At 70.4% G+C, this 13085-nt stretch carries 12 protein-coding genes; 2 read left to right on the top strand and 10 right to left on the bottom strand.

What is annotated here, in order from left to right; genetic code table 11:
• Positions 1-17: 17 nt before the first annotated feature.
• Positions 18-1319, bottom strand: coding sequence for an aspartate kinase (locus H4N58_RS01430; protein WP_167001172.1), 1302 nt, complete (start codon positions 1317-1319; stop codon positions 18-20).
• Positions 1320-1540: 221 nt separating this feature from the next.
• Complete coding sequence (locus H4N58_RS01425) at positions 1541-2320, bottom strand: TetR/AcrR family transcriptional regulator (RefSeq protein ID WP_167001171.1); 780 nt, start codon at positions 2318-2320, stop codon at positions 1541-1543.
• A gap of 83 nt (positions 2321-2403) precedes the next feature.
• On the opposite strand from H4N58_RS01425, the gene H4N58_RS01420 reads away from it, so the two are divergent.
• Together H4N58_RS01420 and H4N58_RS01415 are read left to right on the top strand one after the other, a co-directional pair.
• Complete coding sequence (locus H4N58_RS01420) at positions 2404-3345, top strand: ATP-binding cassette domain-containing protein (protein ID WP_167001169.1); 942 nt, start codon at positions 2404-2406, stop codon at positions 3343-3345.
• The gene (locus H4N58_RS01415; RefSeq protein ID WP_243845038.1) at positions 3342-4130 is read left to right on the top strand and encodes an ABC transporter permease; all 789 of its coding nucleotides are present in this window, start codon (positions 3342-3344) and stop codon (positions 4128-4130) included. The genes H4N58_RS01420 and H4N58_RS01415 overlap by 4 nt, the downstream gene beginning before the upstream one ends.
• A 68-nt stretch (positions 4131-4198) precedes the next feature.
• On the opposite strand, the gene H4N58_RS01410 is transcribed toward H4N58_RS01415, so the two are convergent.
• From H4N58_RS01410 to H4N58_RS01375, 8 genes are all read right to left on the bottom strand, one after another.
• Positions 4199-6211, bottom strand: coding sequence for an MDR family MFS transporter (locus tag H4N58_RS01410; protein WP_167249360.1), 2013 nt, complete (start codon positions 6209-6211; stop codon positions 4199-4201).
• 82 nt (positions 6212-6293) lie between these two features.
• Positions 6294-6542 carry a LapA family protein gene (locus H4N58_RS01405; protein WP_208322229.1) on the bottom strand — a complete coding sequence of 83 codons (249 nt, stop codon included), beginning with the start codon at positions 6540-6542 and terminating at the stop codon, positions 6294-6296.
• Positions 6543-6596: 54 nt separating this feature from the next.
• Complete coding sequence (locus H4N58_RS01400) at positions 6597-8669, bottom strand: prolyl oligopeptidase family protein (protein ID WP_167249362.1); 2073 nt, start codon at positions 8667-8669, stop codon at positions 6597-6599.
• Positions 8670-8780: 111 nt separating this feature from the next.
• A complete protein-coding gene (locus tag H4N58_RS01395; RefSeq protein WP_167249364.1) occupies positions 8781-9350 on the bottom strand; it encodes a DUF5063 domain-containing protein in 570 nt (189 codons plus the stop codon).
• Positions 9351-9380: 30 nt separating this feature from the next.
• Positions 9381-9977 (bottom strand): recombination mediator RecR, encoded by a 597-nt coding sequence (gene recR, locus H4N58_RS01390; protein WP_167249366.1) that lies wholly within the window; start codon positions 9975-9977, stop codon positions 9381-9383.
• A 3-nt stretch (positions 9978-9980) separates the two neighbouring features.
• The gene (locus H4N58_RS01385) at positions 9981-10370 is read right to left on the bottom strand and encodes a YbaB/EbfC family nucleoid-associated protein (RefSeq protein WP_347877914.1); all 390 of its coding nucleotides are present in this window, start codon (positions 10368-10370) and stop codon (positions 9981-9983) included.
• 59 nt (positions 10371-10429) lie between these two features.
• Positions 10430-10876: a hypothetical protein gene (locus H4N58_RS01380; protein ID WP_167001159.1), complete on the bottom strand. Its 447-nt coding sequence runs from the start codon at positions 10874-10876 to the stop codon at positions 10430-10432.
• Positions 10876-13011 carry an MMPL family transporter gene (locus H4N58_RS01375; protein ID WP_167249368.1) on the bottom strand — a complete coding sequence of 712 codons (2136 nt, stop codon included), beginning with the start codon at positions 13009-13011 and terminating at the stop codon, positions 10876-10878. The genes H4N58_RS01380 and H4N58_RS01375 overlap by 1 nt, the downstream gene beginning before the upstream one ends.
• Between the last annotated feature and the right edge of the window lie 74 nt (positions 13012-13085).

The raw sequence follows: 13085 nt of genomic DNA, 5'->3' as shown, positions 1-13085 counted from the left end.
CTCCTTGTTGCGTTCGGTCAGCGGCCGGTGCCGCCGTAGATGACGGCCTCGACCTCGTCGGAGTCCAGGTCGAACGCGTGGTGCGCAGCACTCACCGCATCATCGATCTGCTGCTCGTTGACGACAACCGAGATTCTGATCTCGGAGGTCGAGATCATCTCGATGTTGACGCCAGCGTCGGCGATCGCCTTGAAGAACTTCGCGGAGATGCCGGGGTTGGTGCGCATCCCGGCTCCGACGAGCGAGATCTTGCCGACGCCGTCGTCGTACTGCAGCTGGGCGTAGCCGACCTCGTCCTTGAGCCGCGCCAGCGCCGTCATCGCCGTCTGCCCGTCGGCACGCGGGAGCGTGAACGAGATGTCGGTCAGACCGGTCGAGGCCGCGGAGACGTTCTGGACGATCATGTCCAGGTTGATCTGGGCGTCGGCGAGCGTCTCGAAGATGCGGGCGGCCTCGCCGACCTTGTCGGGGACCCCGACCACGGTGATCTTGGCCTCGCTGCGGTCGTGCGCAACGCCGGAGATGATTGCTTGCTCCATCACGGGGGCCTCCCCCTCACCTTCATTCAGCAGTTCGTTGATCCGCTCCGCGCTCAGCACCCAGGTGCCCTCCTTGGTGGAGAACGACGAGCGGACGTGGATCGGCATGTTGTTGCGCCGCGCGTACTCGACACAGCGCAGGTGAAGGACCTTAGCGCCGTTGGCCGCCATCTCCAGCGTCTCTTCGTACGAGATGACGGGGATGCGGCGTGCGGTCGGGACGATCCGAGGGTCGGCGGTGAAGATCCCGTCGACGTCGGTGTAGATCTCGCAGACCTCGGCCTCGAGGGCGGCCGCGAGCGCGACGGCGGTCGTGTCGGACCCGCCGCGGCCGAGCGTGGTGATGTCCTTGCTCTCGTGAGAGACACCCTGGAAGCCGGCGACGATCGCGACGGCGTCCTCCTCGATCGCCTTGCGGATGCGACCCGGTGTGACGTCGATGATCTTGGCCTTGCCGTGGCTCGAGTCGGTGATCACGCCGGCCTGTGAGCCCGTGAACGACTGTGCCTGCTGGCCGAGATTGCCGATCGCCATCGCGAGGAGCGCCATGGCGATCCGCTCGCCGGAGGTCAGGAGCATGTCGAGCTCGCGGCCGTCCGGCAGCGGTGAGACCTCGTGGGCGAGGTCGAGGAGCTCGTCCGTCGTGTCACCCATGGCGGACACGACCACGACGACGTCGTGGCCGGCCTTCTTGGTGGCGACGATGCGCTGCGCGACGCGCTTGATGCTGGCGGCGTCGGACACCGACGAGCCGCCGTACTTCTGGACGACAATGCCCACGGAGGTTCCTCGTATGGCTCGGTTGCAGGTGGCAGGACGCCACGCTGCGCCCAGATCAGTCTAACGGCGCGCCCCACGGCACCCGGGCGCGTCTCGGGTTGCGGGCCGATCGCCGAGGGAGGCAACGATGCTCACCGGTACGGCCTACACCGCGATGGTCCCCGTCCGCGACGGGGCCCGACGGGCCGCGGCGCGACGATAGACGGCGGGCATCCACGCGTTCACGGCGTAGCCTCACCGCCCGCACGGGCGATCGCTGCGGCCATGCCGTCGAGGAGGAGCTCCAGGCCAAAGTCGTAGCTCGCCCCGACCATCTCCTCATAACCTGGCTCACCGGCCGCAGGCATCGTCGGCGTGATCGCGGCCAGGCGGGCGAGGTGGGGATAGACCGCAGGGTCGGCGAGGAGGCCGATCACGTTCTCGAAGGCGACGACCGGCTTGCCCTCTGCACGCCTCCGCGCGGCCGCCGTCGCCTCCTCGTACGCCATCCGCGCCTCGGCCAGCGTGTATGCGCTGATCGCGCCGATCGCCTGGAGCTTGTCCACGTCGCTGAGCGGGGTGTCGGTCAGCGCATCGAGCCCGCGCTCGATCCAGGTGAAGGCGCTCGGCCCCATCGGCGGGTTGCTGATCGGCATCTGCGCGAGCCACGGGTGGGCCGTGAGCATGTCGCGCTGAAGGCTCGCCCACGAGCGCATCCGCTCGCGCCAGGTGTCGCCGGTGATCTCGACCACCTGGGCGACCGAGGCACTCTCGTTCCACATCAAGGAGAGCAGCTCCTCCTTGTTGGCGACGTGCCTGTAGAGCGCCATCGTCGAGAAGCCGAGCTGCTTGGCGACGCGCGCCATCGACACGGCCTCGAGCCCGTCCGCGTCGGCGATCTCGACAGCGGCGGCAACGATGGCGCTCGCGTCGAGCTCCGGGCGAGGCCCGCGGCGGCCGCTGGATCGACGTCCCCACAGCAAGGCGAGCTCGTCGGGGAGCTGCACCTCGTCCTCGGCCATGCCACCTCCTCGTCCTTCCTGTCCTCGGTGCAGCCACGATAGAGCCTTGCGCCAATCTGCGTATGCCGTATACGGTTTAGCGTATGACATACACAGTCGAGGTCGCCGACCTCACGAAGAGCTACGGATCCACCGAGGTCCTGCGCGGGGTCGACCTCGCGATCGCCCCCGGCACCGTGCACGGGCTCCTCGGCGCGAACGGCGCTGGCAAGACGACGCTGGTGCGCATCCTGGCGACGTTGATCGGGTACGACGGCGGCACCGCACGCGTCGCCGGCCACGACGTCTCCCGCGAGCCCTACTCCGTACGGGGCGCGATCAGCCTCACCGGTCAGTACGCGGCGGTCGACGAGGTGCTCACGGCGCGCGAGAACCTCACGATGGTGGCCCGACTGCGGCGCCTGTCCCGCATCGAGAGCGCCGCCCGCACCGACGAGCTCCTCGCCCGCTTCGACCTGGGCACGATCGCCGATCGCCGGGCCACGACGTACTCCGGCGGCCAGCGACGCCGCCTCGACCTCGCGATGAGCATGGTCGTCCCCCCGACACTGCTGTTCCTCGACGAGCCGACGACCGGCCTCGACCCACGCAGCCGCGACCAGGTCTGGGCGACCGTACGCGAGCTCGCCGACACCGGTGTCACGGTGCTCCTCACCACGCAGTACCTGGAGGAGGCCGACCAGCTCGCGGACCGCATCTCCGTCCTCGACGGGGGCCTGATCGTCGCGGAAGGCACGCCCGAGGAGCTCAAGACGCAGGTCGCCGGCGAGGTCGTCCGCCTGTCCTACGGCGACGGGGCCCGGTACGAGGCCGCGCGCGCCGCACTCCGTACGACCGAGGTCACCGCCGATCCCGTGCTCCTCACCCTCGACGTCCCCAGCAACGGCACCCCCGACTCCCTGCGAGTGCTGCTCGACACGCTCGCAGCCGCGGACGCGTTGCCCCATCGGGTCGGCATGCACGCACCGAGCCTCGACGACGTCTTCCTCACCCTCACCGCACCGACCCTGGAGGCCCACCGATGAGCACCACCACGACCGCCACGAGGGCCCGGGTCACCGACACCGTCCTCGACTCGCGCGTGATGATCCGGCGCGGGCTGACCCGCTCGATGCGTGACCCCGAGGCGTTCTTCACCGCGCTCACGCTGCCGGTGGCGCTGATGCTGCTGTTCGTCTACGTGTTCGGGGGTGCGATGTCGACCGGCGGCTCGTACGTGGACTACGTGGTGCCGGGGATCATCCTGCTGTGCGCCGGCTTCGGGGCCGGGACGACAGCGGTGGCGGTCGCGGACGACATGACGAACGGCATCGTCGACCGGTTCCGCTCGATGCCGATCGCCGCGGGGTCCGTGGTCGTCGGCCACGTCGTGGCCAGCGTCGCCCGCAACGCGATCGCGACCACGCTCGTCATCGCCGTCGCGCTGCTGATCGGCTGGCGACCGAGCGCGGGCCCTCTCGAGTGGTTCGCCGCGATCGGCATCCTGGCCGCCTTCGTTCTCGCGATCTCGTGGCTCGCGGCGACGGTCGGTCTGCTCGCGCGCAGCAAGGATGCCGCCAACGCCTTCACGATGGTGCTCGCGTTCCTGCCCTACGTCAGCACGGCGTTCGTCCCGGCCGATACGCTGCCGGCGGCGCTGCGCGGGTTTGCTGAGCACCAGCCGATGACCCCGATCATCGAGACGCTGCGCGGACTGTGGATGGGCACCGAGATCGGCGACCAGGCGTGGTGGGCGCTCGGCTGGTGCACGCTGATCCTCGTGGCGTCGGCGGTGACATCAGCGCGCCTCTTCCGCCGCCGCACCTCCTAACCGGGTCGGTTTCGGCGGCCCCCGGGTCGGTTTCCACGGCCCCCGGGTCGGTTTCCACGGCCCCCGGGTCACCTTCCGCGGCCTGCTGTGGACCGATCGTCGGCGAGGAGCTGCTCGGTCAGCTCCTCGACCAGCTCCTCGACCTCGGGCTCGGGCCCCCACTCGTCGATGTAGTGCTGCAGACGCGCCCGCTCGTGCGCACGGATCCGCTCGGCCGCGGCATGGCCGTCCGGTGTCGCCGTGACCGTGTCGCCGACGACGCTGACCAGACCGTGCGAGGCCAGCGACTCCGCGACGCGGCGTACGGTCTCGGGCGGGGCGTCGGCCCGCTGCGCCATGGTCGCGATCGACCGTGGCCCCTTGAGCGACGCGCGTGTGACCATCCAGCACTCCTCCGGCTCCAGCGCGAGATCGAGGTCGCGCACGAGGATCTCGTATGCCCGCAACGGGTCCTGCCGCCCGACCCGGCGCCACAGGATGAGGCGCAACTCCTCCAGCGACGTCCGCCCCGAGGGCAGTGCGAACGACTCGCCGGTGGCGTCACCGGCGCCCGTACGTCCGGTGGACCGCCGCAGCCGGACCTCCGGGATGAACCATGTGAGGGCGAACGCGATCAGCGCGATCGGGACCGCTGCGAGGAACACGACGTGGATGGCGTTCGCGTACCCGTCGAGGAACCACGACTGCACCTCCGGCGGGCACCGCCTGATCGCGAGCGCGGACTCCTTCAGCGCATCACCGCTGCAGGCGCCGGTCGCCGTGGACGGGGTGTCCCGCGCGAGTGCGTTGCCCAGCGAGCTGGTGAGGACGGCGCCGAACGCGGCGACTCCGACCGAGCTGCCGATCGTACGGAAGAACGTCGCACCGGACGTGGCGGTGCCGAGGTCCCGGTATTCCACGGCGTTCTGGACGGCGAGCACGAGGACCTGCATCACCATGCCGAGACCCAGGCCGAGCACGAACATGCTCGCCGAGGACTGCAGCGTCGAGGTCTCGCGATCCATGAGCGAGAGGAGGTAGAGGCCGACGGCGGTGACCGCCGTCCCGACGATCGGGAAGACCTTGTAGCGACCCGTGTGCGAGATCAGCTGCCCGCTGCCGATCGAGGTCAGGAGCAGACCCAGCATCATCGGCAGCATCTCCAGCCCCGACTCGGTCGGGGTCGAGCCCTTGATCTGCTGGAGGTAGAGCGGCAGGTAGGTGATCGCGCCGAACATCGCGAAGCCGATGACGAACCCGACGCCAGAGGTCGTGGTGAAGACCCGGTTAGCGAAGAGCCGCAGCGGCAGCACCGGCTCCGGCGCGCGCTGCTCGACGAAGACGAACGCGACGAGGGCGACCACCGCGAGCACCACGCAGCCCCACACCTCCGGCGAGTTCCATCCCCACGTCGATCCGCCGAGGCTGGTGACCAGGACGATGGCGGTCGCGACCGTCCCGATCAGGACGATGCCGGCGTAGTCGATGTGCGCGTCGCGGTCCGGGCGGATGCGCGGCAGGACAGCGGTCACGACCACCAGGGCGACCGCGCCGAGCGGGAGGTTGATGTAGAAGACCCACTCCCACGACAGGTTGTCGACGAAGAATCCACCGAGCAGCGGCCCCGCCACGCTGGCTACCCCGAACACCGCCCCGAAGGCGCCTTGGTAGCGGCCACGCTCCCGTGGCGAGACGACGTCGCCGATGATCGCCTGCGACAGGACCATCAGCCCGCCGCCGCCGACACCCTGCAAGGCGCGCCACGCGACGAGCTGGCCCATCGTCTGCGACGTCCCGGCGAGCGCCGAGCCCGCCAGGAAGATCAGGATGCAGATGATGAACAGGCTCTTGCGTCCGTACAGGTCGCCGAGCTTGCCCCACAGCATCGTGGTGACGGTGGAGGCGAGCATGTACGCGGTGACGACCCACGAAAGGTGCTCGCCACCACCGAGGTCCTGCACGATCGTCGGCAACGCCGTCGACACGATGGTCTGGTCCAGCGCGGCGAGGAGCATCGCGAGCATCAGCCCGCCGAAGATCGTCCAGACCCGCGCCGACGGAAGGCTGTCGACATCCGCCGTCTCCGCCTCACGCTCCGCCATCGCACCCCCCGGTCCGCTCTACGGGCGATTGTCGGTCAGGGTGGGACAGGGCGCGCGTCGGAGCGTCGCGCGGTCGTACGGCTTAAGGCTTGCCGCGGCGGCCGCGCAGCGCCCAGCCGATCGCGATCCCGACGACGAGCACGAGTGCCAGCGTGAACCACAGCGGCGAGGTCCACTCGAGGAACAGGAAGCTGATCGTGGTGTCGTCGCGGTTCTGGAACACGAACACGATCGCCACCACCAGCAGCACGAGCGGGAGCCAGCGCTGCTTGAGGAACGTGAGCGCCTTCGCGCCGATTCCGTCGCGGGCCGGAGGCGGGGTCGTGGTCATGCTCGGCAGCGTACCGGCGTGACTTGCGACTGCGCGCGCAGTGACGCGCGGGCGTCAGGTGAGGCGGGACCAGAGGAACCGGTACGCCAGCGCCGACATGTGCGCCGCCTGCGCGTTGTTGGCTGCGCCGCCGTGACCGCCCTCGATGTTCTCGTAGTAGGTCACGTCCTTGCCCGCCTCGAGCATCTTCGCCGCCATCTTGCGCGCGTGCCCCGGGTGCACCCGGTCGTCGCGGGTCGAGGTCGTGAAGAGCACCGGCGGGTACGGCCGATCGGCGTCGAACAGATGGTACGGCGAGAACGTCGCGAGGAACTCCCAGTCGCCCGAGTCGGGGTCGCCGTACTCCGCGATCCACGACGCGCCCGCGAGCAGCAGGTGGTAGCGCTGCATGTCGAGCAGCGGGACCTGGATGACGACGGCGCCGAACAGCTCGGGGTACTGCGTGAGCATGTTGCCGGTGAGCAGCCCGCCGTTCGAGCCGCCCATCGCTCCGAGGTGCTCCGGCGAGGTGATCTTGCGCTCGACGAGGTCGCGCGCCACCGCCGCGAAGTCCTCGTACGCGCGGTGCCGTTGGTCGCGCAGCGCCGCCTGGTGCCAGGTCGGACCGTACTCACCGCCGCCGCGGATGTTCGCCACGACGTACACGCCTCCGTCGGACAGCCAGGCGCGCCCGAGCCCGCCGGAGTACGCAGGCGTCAGCGAGATCTCGAACCCGCCGTAGCCGTAGAGCAGCGTCGGCGCCGTGCCGTCGTACGCGAGGTCGTCGGGGCGGACCACGAAGTACGGAACGCGCGTCCCGTCGGCTGAGGCCGCGAAGTGCTGCTCGACGACGAGGCCGTCGGCGTCGAAGTACGACGGCATCGACTTCAGCGGGACCGGCTTCGCGTTGACGCCGCGCGGCCCGAGATCGAGCAGGCTGAGCGTGGTCGGCGTCAGGTAGTCGGTCGTGTAGAGCCACACCGCGTCGTCGGCGTCGGCGTCGACCGGCCCGACCTGCAGCGTCCCGAGCTCGGGCACGTGACGCGCGTCGACGCGGTCCCACTCGCCGCCGGGCGCGGCCGGAGGCGTCAGGATCTCGAGTCGGCTGCGGACGTCGGTCATCACCTCGAGCACGAGGCGGTTCGCCGTGAACGCGTAGCCCGCCAGCGCGCTCGTCGGTGTCGGTTCGTATAGCACGGTGAAGTCGCGGGCGCCGTCAAGGAACGCCGCGAAGCTGATCGCGAGCAGCGACCCCGCCTCGTACGACCGCCCACCGACCTCCCAGTCGTCGCGCAGCTCGACGAGCATCTGGTCACGCTTGACGCTGGTCTCGGACGAGTCGGGGACGTCGAGCTTGGTGAGGGTCGAGCCCGCCCCTCCGCCGGTCGAGCCTGTCGAGACCAGGTATCGCTCCGACGTGTAGAACGACGTCGCGCGGACCACCCAGTCGCGCTCGAACCCCGGTGTCCGGTCGTGGAACGCACCGATTGACAGGTCCTCGTGAGCGCCCTCGAAGACGATCTCCGACTCCGTGAGCGGCTCGCCGCGTCGCCACCGGCGGGCGATGCGCGGGTAGCCGGACTCCGTCATCGAGCCCGGACCCGTGTCGGTCTCGACGAAGACCGTGTCTTCGTCGATCCAGCTCACGTCGCCCTTGGCCTCAGGCCGTACGAACCCGTCGGCGACCCAGTCACGCGTCTCGAGGTCGAACTCGCGAGTCATATCGGCGTCGGACCCGCCGCGCGACAGCGAGATCAACGCGCGGGTGAACGCGAGCGGCCCCGTACGAAGGACCGCCGCGCCGTGCCAGACCCAGTTCTCGTCCTCGGCGTCGGCGAGCGCGTCGAGGTCGAGGAGGACGTCCCACTCGGGGTCGTCGGTGCGGTAAGACGCCAAGGTCGTACGCCGCCAGACGCCTCGTACGTGCTGCGCGTCGCGCCAGAAGTTGTAGTACCAGTCCCCGGCCTTGGCGATCGGCGGGATCTTGGCGTCCGAGTCCAGCACCTCGCGGATCTGCGCCTCGGTCGCACGGAACTCCTCGCTCGACTCCAGCGCGGTCGCCGTCTCGGCGTTGCGGGCGCGAACCCAGTCGAGCGCCTGGTCGCCGTCAACATCCTCGAGCCACAGGTACGGGTCGGTCTGCGTCATGCGTCGAGCCTAGGCGCACGCCGCTTGGGGTACCCCAGCAGAGCCGCACCGACCCGACTGTGCACAGTGGGGTCGGTGCACGTTCGCTCGGGTACCCGAGCGAACGGCCGGTCAGAGCGCGTCGGGCGGGGGTTCCTCGGGCGACATCGCAGGCGTCGCGCCGACGATGCGGTCGCGGGAGATGACCGACTGGAGCGCGCGCAGCGCCGACGTCGTCTCGCCGCCCCACGACGACAGGAACGAGAACTGCCACCACCACAGCGCCTCGATCGGACGACCGGCGCGCGCGTGCTGCATGCCGTGGGCGAGCGCGGCGGCAAGGGAGATGACGTCATCGGAGATCCGGTACGCCGCGGGCGCGGCCGGGTCGTCGTACGGGTCGAAGACCTCGACGTACGTGTCGAACCCGTCGAGCACCGAGGCCAGACGGACGCGGACGTCGTCGAGATCGATGTCGGGACCGATGTCCGGCTCGTAGCGGTCGGGTGGGACCAGGCGCGGCATCGCCGCCATCCGCGCCCCGATGGTGAGCGCGCGGCTCACCTCGACGAGAAGGCCCGCGACGACCTCCTCGGGATCGGTCATCCCGTCGAGCGAGCGCAGCCCCTCGAGCACGGCCTCGACGTCCTCGGCGAACGCGTTGCCCACCGCCGCCAGCTCGTCGTCCGTCGTCTCGCTCACCCGTGCCTCCGTCCGTCAGTCCGCCCAGCGTCAGTCGACCGTACGGCGTCCCTCGAAGGCACGCCCGAGGGTGACCTCGTCGGCGTACTCGAGGTCACCGCCTACGGGTAGTCCACTGGCCAGACGCGTCACGCGCAACCCCAGCGGCTTGAGCATGCGGGTGAGATAGGTCGCCGTCGCCTCGCCCTCGAGGTTGGGGTCGGTGGCGAGGATGACCTCGGTGATCGCATCATCGGAAAGGCGCTGCATGAGCTCCCTGATGCGCAGGTCGTCGGGTCCGCGGCCATCGATCGGCGAGATCGCCCCTCCGAGGACGTGGTAGCGCCCGCGGAACTCACGCGTGCGCTCGATCGCGACGACGTCCTTGGACTCCTCGACGACGCACAGCACCGAAGCGTCGCGCCGCGGATCCGCGCAGATGCGGCACGTCTCGGACTCGGCGACGTTGCCGCAGATCGCGCAGAACCGCACCTTCTCCTTGACCTCGGTGAGGACCTCGGCGAAGCGGCGTACGTCGACCGGGTCGGCGTCGAGGAGATAGAAGGCGATGCGCTGCGCGCTCTTCGGGCCGATGCCCGGGAGCCGGCCGAGCTCGTCGATCAGGTCTTGGACGACCCCTTCATACATGCGTCAGAACCCGAGCGCGCCCGCAGCGCCGCCGCCACCGAGGGCGTCGCCACCGCCGAAGCCACCCGCGAAGGGGCCCAGCTTGTCGGCCGCGAGCTGCTCGGCCTGGTCGTTGGCGTCACGGACCGCGGCCACGACCATGTCGCCGAGGAGCTCGGCGTCGTCCGGGTCGACGGCCTCAGGCTTGATCTCGACCGAGATCAGCTCGCCGGTGCCGGTGACGGTGGCCTTGACCAGCCCGCTGGCGGCCTCACCCGTGACCCTGGCCCGGCTCAGCTCCTCCTTGGCGGCAAGCAGCTGCTCCTGCATCTTCTGGGCCTGCTCGAGCAGCGCAGACATGTCGGGCATGCCGCCACCTGGCTGGCCGAGCCCGCCGAAATCATCACCGAACACCGGGACGTCCTCACGTGTCGTACGACCGACGGCACCGCCGCCGGATGTGCGACTCCAGCCTACCGGCGGGCACCGTCAGACCGGCCGACGCGGCGCATGCCGCTCGCGACCAGCCCGGCGACGAGCCCGACCACGGCGCCCGTGAAGAGGCTGCTCCCGAACGTCGCCGTGCGCAGCAGCGTCTCCTCCGCCCCCGCCGGGAGGTCGCCCTCCAGCGCCCCGCCGAGTGCCGGATCGTCCTCGAACGCCGAGTCCCACATCAGGTTGTGGCCGACGCCGAGCCCGATGCCGTACAGGAGTCCGACGACCACGAGCGTCGTGACGGGTGACGGGACGCGCGCTCGAAGGGCGACGAGGACCCAGACCGCAGGCGGCCCGAGCGCGAGCACGGCCATGGCGAGCGCGCCGACGTCGACCCCGAGGTCGTGCACCACGACGCGAGGCAGCGCAAGGGCGGCCAGCAGGAGGATCGCCCACACGGGGAGGCCGAGCCGAGGGCGGCCCATCACCGCTCACCCCGAGGACCGCGCGACGCCTCGATGGTCAGGCGGGGCAGGGCACGGTCCAACCAGCGGGGGATCCACCAGTTGCGGTCACCGAGCAGCTCCATGACCGCCGGTACGAGCACGAGCCGCACCAGCGTCGCGTCGATGAAGACCGCGAACGCGAGCCCGAACCCGAACAGCTGCAGCTCACGGCTGGACCCCAGCACGAAGCTGCCGAAGACGCACACCATGATCGCCGCGGCCGCCGAGATGACCCGCGCCGTACGCGCGAGCCCCTCGGCCACGGCGGCCGCGTTGTCGCCCGTACGGTCGTACTCCTCGCGGATGCGGGACAAGAGGAAGACCTCGTAGTCCATCGACAGTCCGAAGACGATCGCGATCAGCATCATCGGCACCCACGCTTCGATGGGCGCGCTGGCGCCGAGATCGAGCAGCTCGACACCCCACCCCCACTGGAACACCGCCACCACCGCCCCGAACGCGGCACCGAGTGAGAGCAGGTTGACGAGCACCGCCTTGATCGCGACCGCGAGCCCGCGGAACACGGCGACAAGCAGCACGAGCGCCGCGCCGAGCACGACCGCAAGGAAGAGCGGAAGGCGCTCCGCGGTGTAGTCGGCGAAGTCGACCGCCGCCGCCGTCGCCCCACCGAGCGCGACCTCGAGCCCGTCGCTCGCGGGCACGACGTCGTCGCGGATGCGGTGCACGAGGTCGGTCGTCGCCTCGTCCTGCGGGCCTGTCGTCGGGATCACCTGGAGGAACGCAACGTCGCCCGCAGCAGAGAACACCGGTGGAGTCGTCGCGGCGACACCTGGCGTTGCTGCCAGCGTGTCGGCCAGGGTCTCCACCTCGTCAGGACCCGCACCCTCCTCCAGCGCGGCCGCGACGACCAGCGGGCCGTTGGCGCCTGGGCCGAAGCCCTGCGCCACGAGGTCGTACGCCCGCCGGCTGGTGTCGCTGGTCGGGCGCGTGCCGGCGTCGGAGAACCCGAGCCGCAGGTCGAGGACCGGAAGCGTGAGCAGGACGAGCACCGCGGTCGCCGCAAGGGCGGCCGGCCACGGCCTGCGCTGCACCACACGGCTCCACCGGCGGGCGAGACGTCCGCCGTCGGAGGTCGTACGACGCCGGTGCACCGAGAGCCGGTCGATCCGCCGGCCGGTGATCGCCAGCATCGCGGGCAGCAGCGTGACGGCCGCCAGCATGGTGACGAGCACCGAGCCCGCGATACCCATGGCGACCCCGGTGATGACCTTGAGGTCCATCAGCACCAGGCCGAGCGAGGCGATGACTACTGTCACACCGGCGAACAGGACCGACCGGCCGGCGGTGCTCTGCGCGAGGACGACCGCGCGAGCCGGGTGCGCGCCAGCCGCGAGAACCTCCCGATAACGCGTGACGACGAGCAGCGCGTAGTCGATGCCGACACCGATCGCGATCATCGCCGCGACCGGGGCGGCAAAGCTGGGCATGTCGACGGCCCGCGCTCCGAGTCCCACCAGGGCGACGCCACTCGCCGCTCCGACGACACCGACCAGGATCGGCAGCACCATCGCGAACACGGACCCGAAGGCGAAGAGCAGGATCACGATGGCTGCGAGGACGCCGATCATCTCGCTCGGCGGGCCGCTCTCGCTCTCCTGCTCCGCACCGAGGCCGCCGACCTCCACAGTCAGCCCGTCGGAGGCGAAGGTCTCGCGCAGGTCGGCCAGGTCGTCCCGAAGCTCCGCGGTTGCCTCCGCGTCCTGGGTGGGCAGCCCGACCATGACGTAGCCGGTCGTACGGTCAGGCGAGAGCTGGTGGGCACCCTCGGGGGCGAACGGACCGACGACGCTCGCGTCCGGGACGCGGTCCGCGACCTCGTCGACCATCGACGCCACCTGCTCACGCACCGGCGCCTGGTCCAGCCCGTCCTCGCGGTGCAGCACGAGCTGTGCCTGCGTCCCGGCGCCGGACGAGAACCCGCCGGCCTCCAAGATCTGCACGGCGCGGTCGCTCGGCGACCCGGGCAGCTCGTAGTCGTCGCTGGTCTCACCTCCGAACGTGCCGGACAGCGCCGACAACGCCACCACGACGAGGATCCACCCCACCACCACGAACCATCGCGCGCTCTGGCAGGCGCGAGCGAGTCTCTCCATGACGTCCACTTCCCTCTCCGGCGTTCGACACGTCGCCGATCAACCACGCGTCGATCGACCACGCTAGGAGCGCG

The organism is Mumia sp. ZJ1417 (assembly GCF_014127285.1).
Classification (GTDB): domain Bacteria; phylum Actinomycetota; class Actinomycetes; order Propionibacteriales; family Nocardioidaceae; genus Mumia.
Note: the sequence above shows the minus strand (reverse complement) of the source record. Positions and strands in the feature narration are given on the sequence as shown.